The organism is Rhizobium sp. 10N414 (assembly GCF_056394785.1).
Genome location: NZ_JBFTIN010000044.1, coordinates 20,648 through 40,416, shown reverse-complemented (window position 1 = coordinate 40,416; position 19,769 = coordinate 20,648). Strand labels below are relative to the sequence as shown.

Below are 19,769 nucleotides of genomic sequence, written 5' to 3'. Positions count from 1 at the left end.
CTGATCGACATGATCCCGTTCGTCGGCGGCTATCAGGAAGGCGGTCCGGACTACATCTACTCGCTGCTGACCGGCTACGACCAGCAGCCGCCGGCCGGCRTCCAGGTGGCCGAGGGCACGCACTACAACCCGTACTTCGCCGGTGCTGCCGCTCTCGCCATGCCAAAGCCGCTCTCCGACGGCCAGGTCACCTATGACGACGGATCGCCGGCGACGGTCGACCAGTACGCCAAGGACGTCGCTTCCTTCCTGATGTGGGCCGCCGAGCCGCATCTCGAGGAGCGCAAGCGCACCGGCTTCATGGTCATGGTCTTCCTGGTCATCTTCTCCGGACTGATCTACCTGACCAAGCGCTCCGTCTACGCAAACAAGGAACACTGAGGGATTTGCCCCAGAGTTTAGGGAAAGGCGGCCTTCGGGCCGCCTTTTTTGTTGGTTCCGGCACTGGCAGTTGATAGGGTGCAGCCGAATTGAAGCCCTGCAGAATACGGACATTCCATGAGTGATACGATTTCGGAGCTAGCAGCCAGCATCCGCTCCATCCCGGACTACCCCAAGCCCGGTATCATTTTTCGCGACATTACCACGCTTCTCGGCAATCCGCGTGCCTTCCGCCGCGCCGTTGATGAACTGGTCCAACCCTATGCGGGCCTGAAGATCGACAAGATTGCCGGAACCGAAGCGCGGGGCTTCATCCTGGGCGGAGCCGTCGCACACCAGCTCTCCGCCGGGTTTGTGCCGATCCGGAAGAAAGGCAAACTGCCACGCGATACGGTGCGCGTTGCTTACAGCCTTGAATATGGCGTGGACGAGATGGAAATGCACCTGGATGCTGTTCAGCCGGGCGAGAAGGTTATCCTCGTCGACGACCTGATTGCGACCGGAGGAACGGCCGTCGCCGCCACGCAGCTTCTACGGCAGATGGGGGCGGAGGTTGTTTCTGCCTGCTTCGTCATCGACCTGCCGGACCTTGGCGGTCGCCGAAAACTGGAAGAGCTTGGCGTGGACGTTCGCACGCTGGTGGAATTCGCGGGCCACTGAGGCCCGCGACTATTCAAATTCGATGACGGTGCTTTCGAACCGGACCACCGGCGTGCCGTCAGCGAGCACCCCCTCGCAAAAAATGGTGTTCAAGCGACGCCCCGGGCGGGACACCAGCGGGCGGCTCGAAAGCAGCGTGACGGAATAGGTCACTTCCTCGTCGGCGAAGACCGGCCGGAGCCATTGAAGTTTCGTGAAGCCGGGAGAGGGGCCAAGCTTGGGCGGCTTGATACCCTCGCTTGCCAGTCGCACGCATTCCGCGCTCCAGTAGGCAACGAAGGTTTTCATCCATGCCGCGCAGGTGTGCCATCCCGACGCGCAAAGGCCGCCAAAGAGCGAAGACTTCGCTGCCTCGGCATCCAAATGGAACCGCTGCGGGTCGAAGCGCTCCGCGAAGTGTACGATGCGCTCGGCCGTGAACAGGTAGCTGCCGATTTCTGTCTTTTCGCCACTGGCGTAGCGTTCAGCCATGATCATGCGGTCTTCTCCAGCATGTCACGCAGGGCGAACATGATCGAGTTCTCTGAGAGGCAGACGAGTTCGCCCTTCTGGTTTTCGACCTCGTGGCGAAATTTCACCATACCGATGCCCGGTCTCGAGCGCAGCGCGCGCGACTCGATGACCGTCGAATGGCCGGAGAGCGTATCGCCGGCAAGGACAGGCTTTCGCCATTCCATGAAATCGACACCGGGCGCACCTTGGGAGAACGAATTGACGAGAAAGCTCTCCGCCATCATGCGCATGAACAGCGCGGACGTGTGCCAGCCGGATGCCGCCAGTCCACCGAGAATGCTGGCGCGGCCCGCTGCCTCGTCGACATGCATCGGCTGCGGGTCGAATTCGCGCGCGAACTCGATGATCTCCTCTGCCGTTACTGCTCTCGGGCCGAGCGCAAAACGCCGACCCGGCTGAAAATCTTCAAAGGCGAGTTTCTGATCGGACAAATTCTTCTTCACCTCGTAGGAGTTTCAGAACGACTACAATAGCATTCGACGCGACTCAACGATTCCCACGAGATTTTGAACATGCCAGAACTGAAGTTGATCCTCGATGAGGCTGAGCGTGAAGGCATCATTGCGCGCCAGGCTGCTGACCGGCTACTGCCGTTCCTGATTGCGCGCGGCGTCAAGGTCGATCAGCCTTCGCCCGAATTGCACAGACCGTTGGCGCCTTTTTCGGATACCGAAACGCCGAGCTTCGTGCGCGGCTTTCACGACGTCCTGATAACCATCGGCATCATCGTAGCTTTGGCCGGCCTTTGGGGCATCGCTTCGATCTATGCCGTGCTGCCGGCAATCGTTGTCCTTGCCGAGATCCTTGTTCGGCGTCAAAGGCTGGCGTTGCCGGCCGTTGCGCTAACGATCGCACTTGCCGTCTGGACGGCAAGTTCGGCCGCGCAGTGGCTGGACGACTCACTTTCCTTCGTTGCGATAGGTGGCAACGTTGCGCTGCAGTACACCCTTGCCTTTCCAGTCGTGCTGGGGCTCTTCTATCTGCTTTATCGCGTACCGCTCGCGCTTGCCCTGACGATCATGGGGGCGGCTGTGGTCTTTCTGCAGTTGGTCCTGCGCGCGCTTGGCTGGCTGACCGGCGATCCTCTGTTCGAGGTCAATCATCCGCACGTGTTGTCGATCATCGCGATCGCGTGTGCGGTCGGTCTTTTTGCCTTGGCCATGACATTCGACCCGCGGGACCCGCTGCGTCGTACAGTCAATTCCGACGTTGCCTTCTGGCTTCATTTGGGTGCCGCGCCGGCTTTGCTCTATAGCGTCATTTCGCTTGCGGGGCTCAGCGGCGGTACGCTTGCCGCGTTGCAGACCGTGTCGTTTCGCACGCCGGTGGTCATCGCGACCGTCATCGCGCTCATGCTGATCGGGCTTGTCATCGACCGGCGTGCCTTTGTAACATCGGGATTGGTATCGCTGGGCTTTGCTGTCTACGGCATCTTCCGCCAGGGGGACGCGCGCGTCGATACCTATATTTACATCACGCTTCTGACCGTTGGCGTGATCGTGCTCGTCATTGGGACCGGATGGATGCCGCTTCGGCGGTTCGTGATGCGCCGGCTGCCGGTTGCGATCCAGGAGAAACTGCCGCCGGCATAGGCGGCAGTCGCCTCGGTTCCGCTTTAGGTGTTGAAGCGGAAGTGGATCACGTCGCCGTCCTGGACGACATATTCCTTGCCTTCGTCACGGCCCTTGCCTGCTTCCTTGGCGCCGACTTCACCCTTGAAGTTGATGTAGTCGTCGTAGGAGATGGTGAAGGCGCGGATGAAGCCGCGTTCGAAGTCGGTGTGGATGACGCCGGCAGCCTGTGGCGCCTTGGTGCCGCGAACGATCGTCCAGGCGCGGGTTTCCTTGGGGCCGACGGTGAAATAGGTGATCAGGTCGAGCAGATGGTAACCGGCACGGATCAGCCGGTCCAGCCCGGCTTCCTCGAGGCCGAGCGCCGATAGGAACTCGGTTGCTTCTTCTTCGGGAAGCTGGGCCACTTCGGACTCGATCGCGGCCGAGATGATGACGCATTCGGCGCCCTGCTTCTCGGCCATGGCGGCGACTGCCTTTGTGTGTTCGTTGCCGGTCGAAGCGTCGGCTTCCGCGACGTTGCAGACATAAAGGACCGGATGCGACGTCAGGAGGTTGAGGCCCTTGAGGATCTCGATCTCCTCGGCCGCCAGCGTCTTCAAGAGCAGGCGTGCGGGCTTGCCTTCGTTCAGCAGCTTGATCACGGCTTCCATGACCGGCAGCTGTGCCATCGAGTCCTTGTCTTTGCCGGTGGCGCGCTTGCGGGTCTGCTCGACGCGGCGCTCAAGGCTTTCGAGGTCGGCGAGCATCAGCTCGGTCTCGATCGTGTCGGCATCGCCGACCGGGTTGATGCGGCCCTCGACGTGGGTGATGTCGTCGTCCTCGAAGCAGCGCAGCACATGCACGACGGCATCGACTTCCCGGATGTTGGCGAGGAACTTGTTGCCGAGACCTTCACCCTTCGACGCGCCGCGCACCAAGCCGGCGATGTCGACGAAGGAGATGCGGGTCGGGATGATTTCCTTGGAGCCGGCGATTGCCGCCAGCTTCTGCATGCGGGGATCTGGAACGGCGACTTCGCCGGTGTTCGGCTCGATCGTGCAGAAGGGATAGTTTGCCGCTTGCGCTGCTGCCGTTTTGGTGAGCGCGTTGAAGAGTGTCGATTTGCCGACATTCGGCAGACCGACGATACCGCATTTGAAGCCCATGGCCTGAAAACCTGCTGTTCTTGAATTCGTTGGTGCTGGCTATGGGATAAAACGCGCCTTGCGGTCAAGCTTTTAGCGCAAGTCTCTTGCATTCTGAGGGGTTGAACGCCCGCCCTTGCAGCGCAATATAGACATCGGCGAACGTTCTCGCCTCTCCATGTCATCAACGGGTGGGTTTCCGATGAGTGACAACGATATTGCCCTTAAACCGAAGACAAAGTCGAAGCCGAAGCTGGACCGGCCGAAGCTCTATAAGGTGATCCTTTTCAATGACGATTACACGCCGCGCGAATTCGTGGTGATGATCCTCAAGGTCGTCTTCCGCATGAGTGAGGAGACCGGCTACCGTGTGATGATGACGGCGCACAAGATGGGATCAAGCGTTGTTGTGGTCTGCACGAAGGATATCGCCGAGACGAAGGTCAAGGAGGCGATGGATTATGCCAAGGAGGCCGGTTTTCCGCTGATGTTGACGGCGGAGCCGGAGGAGTAGTTGTCGGCGCGCCGGACCTGATAGCCTGTCTTGTCCTGCGTGAAGCCGCAGTTCTCGTAGAAGCGCAGCGTCGCAGGATCCTTCGAGCCGGTTAGCAGCATCACCTTGTAACAGCCTGCTTTCCATGCGGTTTCGATGGCGTGCTGGAGAAGCACCCGTCCGTAGCCCCGCTGCCTGTAGCGGGCCTCCGTGACGACGTTTTCGATCAGCGCATAGGATGCACCATTCCTGGTCAGGTTGGGGACGACGATCAGCGTCACGGACGAAGCGGCGGCCTGACCCGCGATGCCGACTAAGACAGTCATTCCCGGTTGCGCGAGGATCGCTTCGAACCGCTCTTCGGCACGCTCGCGGTCGATGACCGGATCAGCAGGGTTTAGGTCATGGTAGAGAGCAAGCAGGCTCGGAAGGTCGGCGGCCTCGGCGGAACGAATGACGAGTTCGTCGATTGACATACTCAATCACCCTTGTTGCCGAACATCTTCTTCAGCATTTCGGCCATTGGTCCTGTTGTGGGCAACTTCGGCTGGTTGTTGTTGCGGGCCGCGCGGATATGAGACTTCGCCACCGGCTTTTTCTCTGGCTTCGGCGTTTCTTCTTCGGCCTTGCCGCCGAGTGCAAGTGCCAGCTTGTTCATCAGCTGGGAGTCTTCCTTGCGAACCAGCATGTCGGCGTTATCGGCAAGTGCATCCAGCAACGGCTCGAGCCAAGCCTGATCGGCCTTGGCGAAGTCGCCGAGCACGTGATGCTGCACCAATTCCTTGACACCAGGGTGGCCGATGCCGAGCCGCAGGCGGCGATATTCCTTGCCACAATGAGCGTCGAGCGATTTGATGCCGTTGTGACCGCCATGGCCGCCGCCCGTCTTGAGGCGTGCCTTGCCTGACGGCAGGTCGAGTTCATCGTAGATTGCGACGAGGTCGGCCGGCTGCAGCTTGTAGAAGCGCATGGCCTCGCCGACGGCTTCGCCCGAGAGGTTCATATAGGTCTGCGGCTTGATGAGCAGCACCTTCTCGCCTGCAATTTCGCCTTCGGCGATCTCGGCCTTGAACTTCTTCGACCAGGGCGAAAAACTATGGCGGCGGTAGATGGCATCGACGGCCATGAAGCCGATGTTGTGGCGGTTTCCGGCGTATTTGCCACCGGGATTGCCGAGACCCGCGATAACAAGCATGGCTCGTTCATTCCTTGCAATGTGCTTTATGCGTTCACCACCGCGAAACGGCGTCAAAGTCAAGACGGCGAGACCGCAAACGCTGAAAAATCAGTCTGCGGGGCTCAGGCCATACGTGATGAAGATGGACTTCTGCGTGCCGTCGGCAATCAGCTTGTCCAGCGCCGCCTGCATCTTGGCCAGCAGGTCGCCAGGGAAGTCCTTTTCGCAGGCGATCCCCATTTGTTGCGTGGAAAGCACCGTGACCTTCTCCAAGGGTTGTTCTGCCTTGAGCTTCTCGAAGTAGATTTCGGTGATAGGCATCATGTCGATGCGGCCATTGAGCAGCTTGCGCAGCGTCGAATTGAAGTCAGTGGTGACGTCGAGCTTCGTGAAGCCGCTCTCCTTCAGTGTCATCTCCGTATAGTCTTCGCGCTGGGTACCGACCGTATACTTCTTGGCTTCCTCTAGATCCTTGGCTGCCACGCCGGAGCCCGTTCTGGTGATGAGGATGTTGCGATCGACCAGCAAGGGTTCGACCCATTTGAACATCGGGTCGCGCTTCGCATTGTGAGCGGTCGTAAAGACGCAGCTCATAGGGGTGGTCTGGGCAAGATTGTAGGCCCTGGCCCAAGGCATCATCTCGATCGTGTAGTCGATCCCGGCGTCCTTCATCACTTTTTCGACCTGCTCGACCGACGCGCCTTTTACGGTCTTTCCGTCGCGGTAGCTGAAGGGAGGGTATTCCTCCGTGGCGAGTGTGACGCCGGCGGCAATGGCATGTGTCGAGGCACCGAGGCTCAACAGAATAGAAAGCAGCAGTCTCTTCATCGTGTTGCTCTTCTTCCCCGGTTCACGAAGCTCGTGCGATGAGCTGGCCCGACGCTGACAGGCGCTCGATCAGAGCGGCGGCATGCTGCGGACGATGGAATAGGTATCCCTGACCGAAGTCGAGGCCCATATCGCGCAGCGTGTGGCATTCGTCCTCGGTCTCGATACCCTCGGCGATAACGGTGCAGCCCATCCTGTGGGACAGCGTCGTTATGCTCTCCACCAGCGTGCGGCTCTTCTGGCGAACGTCGTCGTTGGCGTCGTTTATTGACCGGGTGAACGACTGGTCGATCTTGATGATGTCGACCGGGAAGCGATTGAGATAGCTCAGCGACGAATAGCCCGTGCCGAAGTCGTCGAGGGCAATCCGGCAGCCGAAGCGGCGCATCTCGGTAACGATAGTGCGGATCAGCGGATTGTTATGCATCAACACTGCCTCCGTGATTTCGACGACGATGCGCTGCGGGAGGATGCCATGGCGGCCAAGCAATGCGGCAAGGCGCGCGGGCAGGGCGGCTTCGAACTGCAAAGGAGAGAAGTTGATGGCGAGATAGCTGTCCTGCATGCCCGGCAGCCTGGAAATGGCTGCAAGGTGGGCGATCGCCTTCTCCATAATGACATTTCCGACGCGAATGATCTTGCCCGTCTCCTCCGCGACATTGATGATCTCGGCCGGCGCCATCAAACCCTTTTGCGGATGGTTCAGGCGCATCAGCGCCTCAAAACCGGCGACTCCGCGGCCGTTGAGGCTGACAATCGGCTGCAAATAGGCGTCGAACCAATCCTCCGCGAGGCCTGCCTCGATGTAGGTCTCGATTTCGGCGCGAGCCCTAGTGTGGTCCATCATGCGGTTGTCGAAGAGCTGCGCACCGTTCTTGCCGTCGCGCTTCTTCGCGTACATGGCCATGTCAGACTTCTGCAACAGCTCGGCAGCGTTCGCGGCATGACGCGGGTAGATGGCAATGCCGACGCTGGCGCTCAAGTGCAGGTCCGGACCGAACGGCTCGACAAAGATGGAGGCGATCTGATCGGCCATCGCGCCCGCCCGCCGCGCGGCATCTTTTGCCGGCAGAAGGATTGCGAATTCGTCGCCGCCCAGGCGTGCCGCCTGGTCCGATGGCGCCAGATGCATCCTCAATCGGTCGACAAACTCCCGAAGAGCCCTGTCACCCTCGGCATGGCCGAGATTGTCGTTGATCCATTTGAAACGGTCGAGGTCGACGAACAGGCAGGCAAGTTCCTGACCGAGCGCGTCCGCCTGCTGAATTTTGGTATCGAGCACGGACTCGAAACCCTGACGGTTCAGCAGGCCGGTCAGATGGTCGCGGATTGCTTGCTCGTGATTGCGTGCCTCGGAAGCTTTCAGCTCGGTGACATCGGTCATTACCGACAGCGAGAGCCGGTCATGACCCGCGGTGGCTGCTGTCGATTCGAGGATGAGCACATCCATGATGCTGCCGCTGGCGCATATGAACTTGACCGTCACGTCGAATGCGGCGCTGCCATCGAGGTCATTCTTGCGCCCGAGGAAGGCCTCACGCGTATCTGGTGTAACGAGGTCTGCAAACCTGCGGCCGACCACCTGCGGCCGCTCATAGCCGGTCGCGACGAGCCAATAGTCGCTGACCGCGGTTATGCGGTCATCCTCGTCGAGCGAGAACAGCATCGCCGGCGTCAGGTCGTAAATGTCGACGGCACGGCGATGCGCGAGCTTCAATTCGCGCTCCTCGCTTTCGAGCTTCGACTGCATCTCATTGAAGCCGCTGGCGAGGCGTCCCATCTCGTCGTTCGATTGCCAGTTGACGTGATGACGCGAGCCCAGCTGGCGGGTTGCCTCGACGGCTGCCGTCAGGCGCATCAGTGGCCGGATGATGAAGATTCGATTGCCGATCAAGGCGGCGCTGAAGACGGCCAGCACCGCGAAGATGAAGATCGACATGAAGACGATCTCTTCGTGCTTGAGGCCGGAGAAGAGACCGAGCGCTGGATAGAACACGGAGATCGTGCCCAGGTTCTTCGGGCCGTCGATCGTGTTGTATATGATCGCGCGCGACACCTGGACGAGGTTGCCGTTGAACGACTTCGGTATGGTCGACTGCGTGACGTCCAGCTGGCCGGACTGGTCGCGAACCTGGACCTTGACGATCGCGCCCTGCGAAACGATCGTCGCGCTGATCTGCGTCACGCTGTCATCATCAAGGTCCCAGAGCGGCTTGGCGAGGGCCTGAGAATTGGCGACAAGAAGAACCGAGATGTGGTCGCGTATTTCCTTGTCTGCGCGCTCGGAAGAAAGAAAAAGAAAAAGGACGAACAGTGGAGCAACGAAGAGCAGCAAAGCTCCGCAAATGATTGCCAAAAAACGATTTTCAACGGAATTGTGCATTGTTCCGTTTTGCTCCCATCCGCACTTTGCATTCACGGTTTTCGACGCCCGTGGGTCTTTCAAAAACGTACCGGCATGCTTCCATGAAATGTATTAAATGTTGCTGAAACAGGCTCCTTGCAACCAATGAAAAGGGCCCGCCTTCGAGAGAAAGCGGGCCCTATGCTTTACAAATTATGGAAGCGATCAGGCTTCTGCTTCGCCTTCTTCTGCAACCGTTTCGTCAACGCCGCCAGCCGGGGCGATGACCGTCGCAATCGTGAAGTCGCGATCGGAAATGGTCGGCGTTACACCCTTCGGCAGGGTAAGGTCGGAAATGTGGATGCTGTCGCCGATCTTCTTGCCGTTCAGGTCAACGTTGAAGAATTCCGGGATCGCATCAGCCGGGCAGTGAACTTCGATTTCGTGACGAACGATGTTCAGGACGCCGCCAGCCTTGAGACCCTGGGACTTCTCTTCGTTGATGAAGTGAACCGGGATTTCAACCGTGACCTGGGTGTTGCCGGAAACGCGCAGGAAGTCCACGTGCATCGTGAAGTCACGGACGGGATCCAGCTGGTAGTCCTTCGGCAGAACCTTGTACTTCTTGCCGTCGACCTCGATGGTCGCGATCGTGGTCATGAAACCACCGGCATGAATGCGCTTCGTCACCTCATTGGTGTTGAGAGCGATAGAAATGGGGGCCTGCTTGTCACCATAGATGACAGCGGGAATCAAACCGTTGCGGCGAAGTTCACGGGCGGACCCCTTACCAACCCGTTCGCGCGCCTCGGCCTTGAGCTCGTAGCTTTCGTGGCTCATGACTTTTCCTTCCGAGGTTATTTGGAGAGCCCCGCGGAGGCCTATGCTTGCCGCGGAACTGGAGGCGGGTTACCCCATCCTCATCCGCGTTGCCTCCAAGGGTGTCTGCGCGGACGCGTGCGCTATAGTATAGATGTGACGGAAACGCAAGCTGGTGCCTTACTGGTGGCGCGGATCATGGTGCGGGACAAGCACTTGGCGAGTGGTACCAGGCAACGGTTGCAGAAGTTGAAGCGGATCGCGAAGGCTTAACTATACGGCCGGATTTCCCCCAGAGATTAAGTAATACAAAATGTCGGCGCGGTTATGAAGGCCAAAACGCAACCTGGTCTCTCCGATGCCACGTCTCTTTACCTGCATTGCAGCCGAACACAGCTGGCCGCACCTGATCTTTGCAACCGTGATCTGCCTGCTTGGCTCGCTACTCACGGTAAGGCTTTTTTCGCGGGTTCGGCGCACCCATGGGTTCCAGAAATTCAATTGGCTGTTCCTGTCAGGGTTCGTCGGCGGCGCGACAATTTGGACGACCCATTTCATCGCCATGCTTGGCTTCCGCGCGCCGACGCTCAGCGGTTATGAGTCGGATCTGACGCTGCTGTCGCTTTTCACCGGCATCGCCTCCGCCATGATCGGCTTTTCGGTCGCCTCGATGCGAAGCCAGGACGCGCTTGTCGAGGCCGGGGGCGCAATCGTCGGCCTTGGTGTCGCAGCGATGCATTACGTCGGTATTGCCGGCTACAAGGTGGCCGGCGAGGTCCAATGGAATACTGCCTATGTCGTTACTTCGCTGATTGCGGCGGCCGGTTTTGGCGCGCTCATGGCGCGCCGGGTTGTACGGCCGACGGCGCGCTTCAGCCCGGTTGGGGCGGCCTTGCCGCTGATCCTTGCGATCGTTTCCACGCATTTCCTCGGCATGGCGGGCATGACGATCGTCCCGGATGTGACGGTCGCAGTTCCTCGAGAAATTCTCTCGGTGGGCGTGATGACCAGCTTGGTCGGTACCGTCATGGTCATCATCCTGCTCCTCGGAGCATCCACCTACATTATCGACATGCAGTCGACGGAAGCGGCCGTCGCTCGCTATCGTCATCTCTCGCTTCACGATCCACTGACGAACCTCGCAAACCGCGCGGCGTTGAACGAACATCTCGCCACCGTGACCAAACGGACCCATGAAATCGGCTGGAATGTCGCCGCTCTCTGCTTCGACCTCGATCGTTTCAAGGAGATCAACGATGTGCATGGTCACGCGGCTGGCGACGCCGTGCTGCGGGCGATCGGCGAGCGGCTGGTGAAGGTCATGCAAAAGGGACAGTTCGTGGCCCGGATCGGCGGCGATGAATTTGTGGTCGTCATGCGCGATCACGTTGGCCGCTCCGAGGCCAGAAGTGTTGCGCAGCGCCTGCTCGACGAGATCGAGCGACCGGTCGAGTGGAACGGCCAGTCGCTTAGCGTCGGGTCCAGCATCGGCATCTCCAGCTTTCCGGATAAGGCGCGCACCGTCGATGACCTGCTTTCGCAGGCTGACGTTGCCATGTATCGTGCCAAGACGACGGCAGGGAGCAGTATCTGCTTTTACGATCCCTCGATGGACGAAGCAGCGCGGGAACGAAGTGCGCTGGCGATCGAGATGCGCGAAGGGCTGAAGAGGGGCGAATTCGAACTCTTTTATCAGCAGCAGAACGATACCATGACACGTGCGGTGTTGGGTTTCGAGGTGTTGCTGCGCTGGAAACACCCGACGCGCGGCTACATCTCGCCGGTCGAATTCATCCCGATCGCCGAGAAAACGGGTTTCATCATGGAGCTCGGCGAATGGGTGTTGCGTAACGCCTGCGTGGAAGCGGCCAGCTGGAAGAACCCCTTGAGCATAGCGGTTAATGTCGCGGCCCAACAGCTCGCAGACAGCCGCCTGCCGCAGATTGTACAGCAGATTCTCGCCGAAACGGGTCTGGTGCCGCCACGCCTCGAACTCGAGATTACGGAGACCGGCATCATTGCCGACCACGGGCACGCGTTGAACGCCATCCGCCGGCTGAAGGAGCTCGGCGTCAAGGTGGCAATGGACGACTACGGCACCGGCTATTCGTCTCTCTCCACGCTTCAGAGCTTCCCGTTCGACAAGATCAAGATCGACCGTGCTTTTGTCGATGGCGTCGTCACCAACAAGCAGTCGGCAGCGATCGTTCGCTCAACGCTCATTCTTGCACAGAGCCTTGATATTCCGGTTCTCGCCGAAGGCGTAGAACGCGAAGAGCACGTCGATTTCCTTCGCCGCGAAGGTTGCCTTCAGGTGCAGGGCTTCCTCTTCGGAAAGCCGATGCCACGTCCAGACATCGAGGCCCTCGTCAATGGCGATGGAACAGGCGCGACAGATCGCCAGGTCGTTGCTTCGAGGGCCGATGCGGCGGCCTGACCACCGCACTGCAACACGGCTTGACATCCGCCGCGTGGAAACCTCACATGCTCGCAAAACACAAGCGGCGGAGGAGTTCGGATATGCGGCTCAATCTTATTGCGGCAACGAGTACGATCGCGCTCGCCTTGGCATCTGCGGCCTATGCCGCTGACATCAACCAGGCTGGGGCCAAGCAGGTTCAAGAAAGCCTGACGAGACTGCTGCCGAAGAGAGTGGCGAAAGACGGTTTCGTGACCGTCAATCCGGCTGGGACACGCTACGAGATCATCTATGATTTTGCGAAGCTTCTGAAGAGCATCGATCCGGGCAGCTTTACAGTCACCGGCTTGACGCCCTGGTCGATGTTCGCAACGCGATTGGATACCGGTCTGTGGAGCGTGGAGGGGAACAATTCCCTCAATGTGTCTGGCAGCTTCAAGGCGTCGGGACAGCCAAAGACGGAATTTGCCTACATCATCGAGACCTTCATTTTCAGTGGCGTTTTCGACCCGGCGATCGGCTATCTCCGCTCGGGCGACTTCTCTACGAAGGCCGTGAATTTCTCATCCAAGACCGAAGCCGAGGAAGTAAGCGCCGGCTTTGATAGCATGAAATACAAACTGACGTCGTCGGAGGGTGCTGCGGCCGGCACGACGAATTTTGCCACCAGCGGCTCGGCCGCGGGATTCCTAGAGAAGATCAGCAGTCGCGAAGTGCCTCCGGTCGAAATCCGCGCTGACACAATCGATTTCGCAGCGGCGGTGAACGGCCTGCCCGTGAACAAGGTTCGCGACATCATCATGTTCGTGGCCGACCACGCCGACGAGAAGAAACTTGCTGTGGCGGACGGCGAGAAGTTGAAGGAAATGCTTCGTGACGCGTTTCCGTTGCTGACGAGCTTCAACGAAACGATCGACTTCAACAATCTCACAGTGTCGAGTGCCGCGGGTAACGGTGGCGCCAAGAACCTCAATTATGAGGTTGCACTCGACGGCGCGACCGACGCGACGCGCTTTGGAGTGGGTGTGACGGCGGATCAAATAAGTTTCGCGAGCGCGATCGTTCCTGCGGCCTATTCAGACTTCGTGCCCCGGCAATTGCAGCTGCAGTTGGCGATACCCAACATGGATTTTGCGGCGTTCGGCGATGAGTTTCTCAAGGTCGATTTCAGCGGCGCATCGTCAGAAGACAGCGGCAAGAAGGCGGTCGAGCGGCTCTTCAAGGGCGGCGAATTGGTCATGGAGTTCCCGAAGATCACCGCGGTCTCGAGCGTTTACGATGCCGAGATTTCCGCAAAGGTCCGCGGACGGGTCGATACTTCCAAGGATTATTCCATGGAAGCGACGGTTCTGGCGCGTGATCTCGACAAGACGATTGCCGCCGTTCAGGAGCTTGCGAAGACCAACGCCGAGCTCAATCAGGTGTCGTTCGGCCTGATGATGGCCAAGGGCTTTGCGAAGACTGATCCCGACGGGCGTCAACGCTGGGATATCAGCGTTGCGCAAAACGGCTCCGTCACGATCAACGGCCAGGTCATCAAGGGCGCGGATTGAGCCTGCTACGTTAGCCTTGCAGCTCAAGGCGAGGGGCCTTGCGGGGCGCCCCCGGCAGGTCCATGCTGTGCTGCCAGTGTCGGCTCTCTAGGTGAGGCCGGTGCGCTCAGAGAGGCAGGCCGATGAATTGTGCCGCCTGTGGTTTTGCGATCGAAAGTAGTTTTGCGTTCTGCCCGAAGTGCGGCGCAAGACAACCGATCGTCTGCGCCTCATGTGGCGAGACATGCCAGCCCGATTTTGCGTTTTGCCCAAAATGTGGAACACCTCTTGGCCCGGCCGAAGGTCGTGCAGTTCCTGCCGAACCGCCGCCGCGTACAGTCCCGCCTACATCGATGCCTGACGATGCCGCCGACCGGCGTCCGCTGACCGTTCTGTTTGCCGATCTCTGCGGCTTTACTGCGCTCAGCGAGAGAACTGACCCGGAACTGATGCGCTCGCTGCAGAACGAACTGTTCGAGGAGTTGACGCGGGCCGTAGAGGCTTATGGCGGCTATGTTGACAAGTTTGTCGGTGACGCGTTGCTTGCGCTGTTCGGGGCCCCGACAGCACATGAGGACGATCCCGATCGTGCCCTTTGCGCAGCACTCGACATGATTGCGGGTGCTGACCGCCTTGGCGCCAAATGGCTGGATCTGGCCGGTGGAGATCCGCTGCAGCTGCATGTCGGCATCAACACAGGGCCGGTGGTCAGCGGTGGTTTCGGAGCGGCGGCTGCGCGATCCTACTCGGTGACCGGCGATACAGTGAATACGGCCCAACGATTGCAAACGATGGCGGGTCCAGGCGAGATACTGGTAGGCCCGGTAACCTACCGTCTGACGCGGCACGCGTTCGCGTTCGACAATCTCGGTTCGCTTGCCCTTCGCGGGAAGACGGGAAATGTACAGGTACATCGTCTCCTCGGACGGATGGAGACGCCTCACGCCGCGCGCGGTTTGGAAAGCCTAGGCCTGCACGCCGAACTCATCGGGCGTGACTCGGAACTGTCGCGGATGTCCAATTGCCTGGATCGCGCCAGTGGCGGCAATGCGCAACTCGTCCAGCTCGTCGGTGAGGCTGGCATCGGCAAGTCAAGATTGGTCAAGGAGTTTCTGCAGAACGTCGCCGAAGCCGAGCGGTTCAGGCAGGTGGTGGTACGGCGTGCCGTCTGCTCACCCCTCGGGGAGCAATCCTATGGGACGCTAGCATCGGTTCTGCGCAGCGCCTACGGGATAGCTGAGCGGGAAACCGCAGCCCGGACGGCCGAACTGCTGGCGGCGGGATTGGTCGACCTTGGTTTTAGCGAGAGCGAGGTCGCGGGTCTGACGCCGCTCCTTTCTCATGTCTTGGGCCTCGGCGATCCGGATGGAGCGCTGCGGTATGTCGAGCCAGAGCAGTTGCGGCGGCAGATCTTTTACGCCACGCGTACGATTTTTGAACGGCGGCTGTCGCTAAGCCCACTGCTGCTGGTGGTAGAGGATCTCCATTGGGCGGATGCCGCTTCGATCGAGGCGCTACGCTTCGTCCTGGACCGGCTCGAACGTACGCGCCTGATGATGCTGACGACAGGGCGGTCGGTTGCCGAGGGCGAAGGCCTGGAGTCAAGCCGGATCAACCGCACCGTCATGCGGCTCGCGCCGCTTTCGAGTAAGGATGGCGAGGCTCTGCTGACGCAATTCTTTGGCGTGGACAGTTCCGTGCCTGCGAAGACGCGCTCACGAATTCTCGCGCGAGCGGGCGGCAATCCGCTGTTTATCGAGGAGATCGTACGGGCGCTGATCGAGACCGAGGCACTTCATTTCGAGAACGGATGCTGGCGCATGGCGGGTGGCGAAATGGGAACCGAGGTGCCGATGAACCTGCAGGCGATGCTGCTGGCGCGCGTCGACCGCCTGCCGCCCGACGTCAAGCGTTTGGCGCAGGAAGCTGCCGTTATAGGTCCACGCTTCGATCTGGCATTGCTTCGCGCCGTCGCATCGGATGCAGAGCGTGTCGAGCGTGGGCTGGATTATCTCTGCGAGGCCGAGGTCGTTGAGGAAACGCCTGGTGCTGCTTCGGCAAAGGCGATCTCTTATTGCTTCCCGCAGCAGCTATTGCACGATGCCATCTATGGCAATCTCTTGCTACAGCGCCGCAAGGAGCTGCATGCCCGTATCGGGGCCGCGATCGAGAGAATACATTACGGCATACCCGCTCGACTCGAGGATATCGCACAACTCGGCCGTCACTACTGCCGGGCCGACGAGGTGAGCAAGGGCGTCCGATACCTCATGGCCGCGGGCGATTTGGCCCGCAAGACCTACGCAAACGACGATGCGATGCGCCTCTACCGCGAGGCGCTTGCGGCAATTTCGGATAACCCGCAAGCCGGTTCGGAGTTGCTTGCTCTTCATGAACGGTTCGCTGATCTCTGCGGGCCGGCGGGAGAGCGGGAAACGGCCCGCGAACACTATGGCCGCGCACTGACGACCTTAAAGGAAGCTGGTGATCAGCCGGGTGCGGCGCGGATCCTGCGCAAGCTCGGCCGCCTCAATCTTGCTGCGGGCAGAAGTGATCTTGCGGACGCCGACTATGCGCAGGCCGCCTCGCTGTTGAGCGAGAGCAATGCACCCATCGAACTCGCCCATCTGCTTCAGGAGCGTGGGCATCTGGCCTTCCGCAAGGGCGATCAGAACGCTGCCGCGCGTTGGGCCGATGATGCACTGTCCTGCCTCAACACTGCAACATTGGATGGGGAAGGCTCCGTGGCCTCGGAAGCTGCGCAGGTGCGAGCGGAGGCGCTGAATACAAAGGGGGTGGCGCTGGCGCGGCTGGGGCGGCACCGCGAGGCGGTGCGCGAAGTCGAGCGAAGTCTGGAGGTTGCCGAAACGGCGGGGCTTCTCGGCGCGGCCTGTCGCGCCTATTCCAATCTCGGCGTTCTCTATACGATCGTCGATCCGCGGCGTGCCATCGATGTGTGTCGCCAGGGCCTCGATGTTGCCAAGCGCATCTCCGACCTCGGTTTTCAAGCCCGGCTTTTCGCCAACCTCGCGGTCGCCTGCTGCACCTTCACCGACAACTGTGCCAAGGAGGGAGTGCCGGCGGCTGAAAGAGCGATCGAGATCGACCGGGCGCTGGATCAGCGCGATCACCTGGCGGTGCCCCTCATCGTGCTCGGACAGATCCATCAGTGTCACGGGGAACCAGACTTGGCTCGGAACTACTACGAGGAAGCGCTTCAGCTCGCGCGTGAAATCGGCGAGCCACAGCTTCTCTTTCCATGCTATGATGGGCTTGCGACGTTGAACCTGGAAAAGGACGATATGGCCGAGGCGGAGCGCTACTTTTCGCTCGCGCAGGATGTTTGCGTCAGGCATGGGCTGGATCCCGACGCGCTGGTCGTGCTGCCCTTCCTGGATTGAATCAATGCCGGCAGGTAAGGTGCTGAGTTTTCGCTATTTTTTCTTCTGCTCGGCTTGCTCGCCGACGCGCAAATGAAGGAGGGTGCCATGCCCGAAAATCAAAGCGAGAGACCGCTGCAGCCCGGTGACCGCGCGCCGAACGTCATTCTCGATGCGATCACGCGTCAGGGCAAGATATCGATCGATGACTTCCGAGGACAGAAGCCGGTTTTGGTCGGCCTGTTTCGCGGGCTCCACTGTCCATTCTGCAGGCGGCAAATCGCCGCGATGGCGAGCCTGGCGGGCGACCTCCAGCAAAAGGGCATCGAAAGTCTGACGGTGGTCAATACGCCTATCGATCGGGCACGCCTCTATTTCCGGTATCATCCCTTGCCCAATCTGCTGGCGGCCTCCGATCCCGACAGGGTATCGCATCGCGCCTTCGGGCTTCCCAACATCGAGTTCACGCAATCGGAAACAGCGTGGCCCTACAAGGTTAGCCTCGACACGCTAACGTCGATGCGCGTCGATATGCCTGACCTGCCTGAGCCGATGGCCCCGCTGGCGGCTGTTGAATACCTCGACAATGCCGATGGTTACGAGTTCACGGACGACGACAAGCGGATGATTGCGACGGGTGAGGGCCAACTGGTCGGCGAGTTCCTTCTTGACCGCGACGGCGTCGTCAGATGGTGCTTTACCGAGGTGGCCGACGATGGCCGACGTATGTTCGGCGTACCTGCTCCCGAGGAGGTCATGTCGGCCGCGTCAAACATTGCTGCCTAAGCGACTGCGGTCAGTCAGATCCGCTTGTCGCGCTTTTACTCGTTTCGAAAAACGGAGTTCGGCTCCCGCATAAGCGGAAGCCGACTTGTCAGGGTCGCCACTTCATTACCTGCATGCGCCCTGGCGTATGATGCGGAAGCCGCTGTTGTTAGCTTCACAGGTATTCGAGAAGGTGCGCAGTTGTGAACCTCGTTGGCCGCAGACTGGGCGGTACTCACGCGTGCATATGCCACCGGGCCGCGGCGGTGGCGGACGCTGAGGGCGCACTGTTATGCCGGGCTGGCGGCGGCACTGGCCGCGGCTGATGACCGTAAAGTTGGCTGCTTGAGCTTGGCACGCGTTAGAGAAGGTCTGAACACGTCCGCTGCGTTGGCCGCAGACCGGAGCGTACTCCATGGTACACACCTGCGGCCTCGACGGAAGAGGTGTCGGACGCGATGTCATCGGAGGCGGCCGGCGGCACTGGCCACGGCTGATGATTGTAAAGTTATTGGCACGCGCCTGGCATGCACTGGCGAAGGTCTGGACACGTCCGCCGCGTTGGCCACAGACGGGATTGTATTCCAGAGTGCATATCTGCGGACTGGGCGCGCGAGGTGGCGGGCGCCAATAATTGGGTCCTACGTCGGCAGTGCAGGCAGACAGAAGCGAAATGAGCCCAAACAGGGCGATCTTCCGAGGCAACAGGAAACCGGCGAGCGTCATGACTCTTCCCCTGCAGCTAGATTTCTTTTCAAATCCTAGCTCAAGTTGCATTTTCGGGGAAGATCAAACGTCTGCGGTGTTGAAAGTTTTGAAACGCTTCAGTCGAACAGGCTGGAAACCGACTCTTCCTGGCTGGTGCGGTTGATCGCTTCACCGATCAAGCTCGCCGTGCTCACAACGCGGATGTTGTGAGCTGACTGGACAGCCGTCGTCGGCTGGATCGAGTCGGTGATGACGAGCTCGCGAAGCTTCGACGAGGTGATGCGGGTGACCGCGCCCCCCGAGAGAACGCCGTGGGTAATATAGGCGGTGACGCTTGCCGCCCCTTTGGCAAGCAACGCATCGGCTGCGTTGCAGAGCGTGCCGCCGGAATCGACGATGTCGTCGATCAGCAGGCAGTCCTTGCCTTCAACTTCGCCGATGATGTTCATGACTTCGGATTCACCCGGGCGGTCGCGGCGCTTGTCCACGATCGCCAGGAGACAGTCGAGACGTTTGGCGAGCGCGCGGGCACGAACAACGCCGCCGACATCAGGCGAAACCACCATGACGTTGCTGATGTCGTAGTTGGCCTTGATATCACGGGTCAGGACCGGGATGGCGTAGAGATTGTCCGTCGGAATATCGAAGAAGCCCTGGATCTGGCCTGCATGCAGATCGAGGGTTAGCACGCGATCGGCGCCGGCTTCCGTTATGAGGTTGGCGACGAGCTTGGCGGAGATCGGCGTGCGCCCCGAGGCACGGCGATCCTGGCGGGCATAGCCGAAATAGGGAAGAACCGCAGTTATGCGGCGCGCGGACGAGCGGCGCATCGCATCGATCATGATGAGCAGTTCCATGAGATGGTCGTTCGTCGGAAAAGACGTGGACTGGACGACGAACACGTCTTCACCGCGAACGTTTTCCTGAATTTCCACGAAGATTTCCTGATCGGCAAATCTTCTGACGCTGGCTTTGCCCAAAGGCACATTGAGATAGCTGCAGATCGCTTCGGCGAGATGCCGGTTCGAATTGCCTGCGAAAACCTTCATCTT

The 19,769-nt window shown here is 60.0% G+C and carries 18 protein-coding genes; 8 read left to right on the top strand and 10 right to left on the bottom strand.

What is annotated here, in order from left to right:
- Together AC1DE4_RS27050 and AC1DE4_RS27045 are read left to right on the top strand one after the other, a co-directional pair.
- A partial coding sequence (locus tag AC1DE4_RS27050; protein WP_477883920.1) for a cytochrome c1 occupies positions 1-381 on the top strand: 381 nt, incomplete at its 5' end.
- A gap of 117 nt (positions 382-498) precedes the next feature.
- Entirely contained in the window at positions 499-1,041 is a 543-nt protein-coding gene (locus tag AC1DE4_RS27045) for an adenine phosphoribosyltransferase (protein WP_018857243.1), read from the top strand.
- A 9-nt stretch (positions 1,042-1,050) separates the two neighbouring features.
- On the opposite strand, the gene AC1DE4_RS27040 is transcribed toward AC1DE4_RS27045, so the two are convergent.
- Together AC1DE4_RS27040 and AC1DE4_RS27035 are read right to left on the bottom strand one after the other, a co-directional pair.
- Positions 1,051-1,518 carry a MaoC family dehydratase gene (locus AC1DE4_RS27040; RefSeq protein WP_025661706.1) on the bottom strand — a complete coding sequence of 156 codons (468 nt, stop codon included), beginning with the start codon at positions 1,516-1,518 and terminating at the stop codon, positions 1,051-1,053.
- Complete coding sequence (locus AC1DE4_RS27035; protein WP_025661707.1) at positions 1,515-1,985, bottom strand: MaoC family dehydratase; 471 nt, start codon at positions 1,983-1,985, stop codon at positions 1,515-1,517. Before AC1DE4_RS27035 ends, AC1DE4_RS27040 begins: the two co-directional genes overlap by 4 nt.
- Positions 1,986-2,066: 81 nt before the next feature.
- On the opposite strand from AC1DE4_RS27035, the gene AC1DE4_RS27030 reads away from it, so the two are divergent.
- Positions 2,067-3,146: a hypothetical protein gene (locus AC1DE4_RS27030; protein WP_477883917.1), complete on the top strand. Its 1,080-nt coding sequence runs from the start codon at positions 2,067-2,069 to the stop codon at positions 3,144-3,146.
- Positions 3,147-3,169: 23 nt separating this feature from the next.
- Here the strand turns inward: AC1DE4_RS27030 and ychF are convergent, their stop codons facing one another.
- Positions 3,170-4,273 carry a redox-regulated ATPase YchF gene (gene ychF, locus AC1DE4_RS27025; protein WP_018857239.1) on the bottom strand — a complete coding sequence of 368 codons (1,104 nt, stop codon included), beginning with the start codon at positions 4,271-4,273 and terminating at the stop codon, positions 3,170-3,172.
- Between the two features lie 181 nt (positions 4,274-4,454).
- Between ychF and clpS the strand changes: the two genes are divergently transcribed.
- A complete protein-coding gene (gene clpS, locus AC1DE4_RS27020; protein WP_025661709.1) occupies positions 4,455-4,766 on the top strand; it encodes an ATP-dependent Clp protease adapter ClpS in 312 nt (103 codons plus the stop codon).
- Here the strand turns inward: clpS and AC1DE4_RS27015 are convergent.
- From AC1DE4_RS27015 to AC1DE4_RS26995, 5 genes are all read right to left on the bottom strand, one after another.
- A complete protein-coding gene (locus tag AC1DE4_RS27015; protein ID WP_025661710.1) occupies positions 4,712-5,221 on the bottom strand; it encodes a GNAT family N-acetyltransferase in 510 nt (169 codons plus the stop codon). The two genes, clpS and AC1DE4_RS27015, sit on opposite strands and share 55 nt — an antisense overlap.
- Before the next feature lie 2 nt (positions 5,222-5,223).
- On the bottom strand, positions 5,224-5,940 hold the full coding sequence (pth, locus tag AC1DE4_RS27010) for an aminoacyl-tRNA hydrolase (RefSeq protein ID WP_018857236.1): 717 nt from the start codon (positions 5,938-5,940) through the stop codon (positions 5,224-5,226).
- A gap of 90 nt (positions 5,941-6,030) precedes the next feature.
- The gene (locus tag AC1DE4_RS27005; protein WP_018857235.1) at positions 6,031-6,750 is read right to left on the bottom strand and encodes a substrate-binding periplasmic protein; all 720 of its coding nucleotides are present in this window, start codon (positions 6,748-6,750) and stop codon (positions 6,031-6,033) included.
- 22 nt (positions 6,751-6,772) lie between these two features.
- Positions 6,773-9,133 carry an EAL domain-containing protein gene (locus AC1DE4_RS27000; protein ID WP_025661711.1) on the bottom strand — a complete coding sequence of 787 codons (2,361 nt, stop codon included), beginning with the start codon at positions 9,131-9,133 and terminating at the stop codon, positions 6,773-6,775.
- Positions 9,134-9,319: 186 nt separating this feature from the next.
- Positions 9,320-9,934, bottom strand: a complete 615-nt coding sequence (locus AC1DE4_RS26995; protein ID WP_018857233.1) for a 50S ribosomal protein L25/general stress protein Ctc — start codon at positions 9,932-9,934, stop codon at positions 9,320-9,322.
- A gap of 337 nt (positions 9,935-10,271) precedes the next feature.
- On the opposite strand from AC1DE4_RS26995, the gene AC1DE4_RS26990 reads away from it, so the two are divergent.
- The 4 genes from AC1DE4_RS26990 to AC1DE4_RS26975 all read left to right on the top strand — a co-directional run bounded on the left by AC1DE4_RS26990 (position 10,272) and on the right by AC1DE4_RS26975 (position 18,030).
- A complete protein-coding gene (locus tag AC1DE4_RS26990; protein WP_477883915.1) occupies positions 10,272-12,350 on the top strand; it encodes a putative bifunctional diguanylate cyclase/phosphodiesterase in 2,079 nt (692 codons plus the stop codon).
- An 83-nt stretch (positions 12,351-12,433) separates the two neighbouring features.
- A complete protein-coding gene (locus AC1DE4_RS26985; protein ID WP_025661713.1) occupies positions 12,434-13,885 on the top strand; it encodes a hypothetical protein in 1,452 nt (483 codons plus the stop codon).
- Positions 13,886-14,007: 122 nt separating this feature from the next.
- A complete protein-coding gene (locus tag AC1DE4_RS26980) occupies positions 14,008-17,265 on the top strand; it encodes an adenylate/guanylate cyclase domain-containing protein (protein WP_025661714.1) in 3,258 nt (1,085 codons plus the stop codon).
- Positions 17,266-17,352: 87 nt separating this feature from the next.
- Positions 17,353-18,030 carry a peroxiredoxin-like family protein gene (locus AC1DE4_RS26975; RefSeq protein WP_018857229.1) on the top strand — a complete coding sequence of 226 codons (678 nt, stop codon included), beginning with the start codon at positions 17,353-17,355 and terminating at the stop codon, positions 18,028-18,030.
- 105 nt (positions 18,031-18,135) lie between these two features.
- Here AC1DE4_RS26975 and AC1DE4_RS26970 read toward each other — a convergent pair whose 3' ends face one another.
- Both AC1DE4_RS26970 and AC1DE4_RS26965 read right to left on the bottom strand, forming a co-directional pair.
- Entirely contained in the window at positions 18,136-18,735 is a 600-nt protein-coding gene (locus tag AC1DE4_RS26970; RefSeq protein WP_084659813.1) for a Kazal-type serine protease inhibitor domain-containing protein, read from the bottom strand.
- A 98-nt stretch (positions 18,736-18,833) separates the two neighbouring features.
- Entirely contained in the window at positions 18,834-19,766 is a 933-nt protein-coding gene (locus tag AC1DE4_RS26965) for a ribose-phosphate pyrophosphokinase (RefSeq protein WP_018857228.1), read from the bottom strand.
- Positions 19,767-19,769 lie beyond the last annotated feature (3 nt).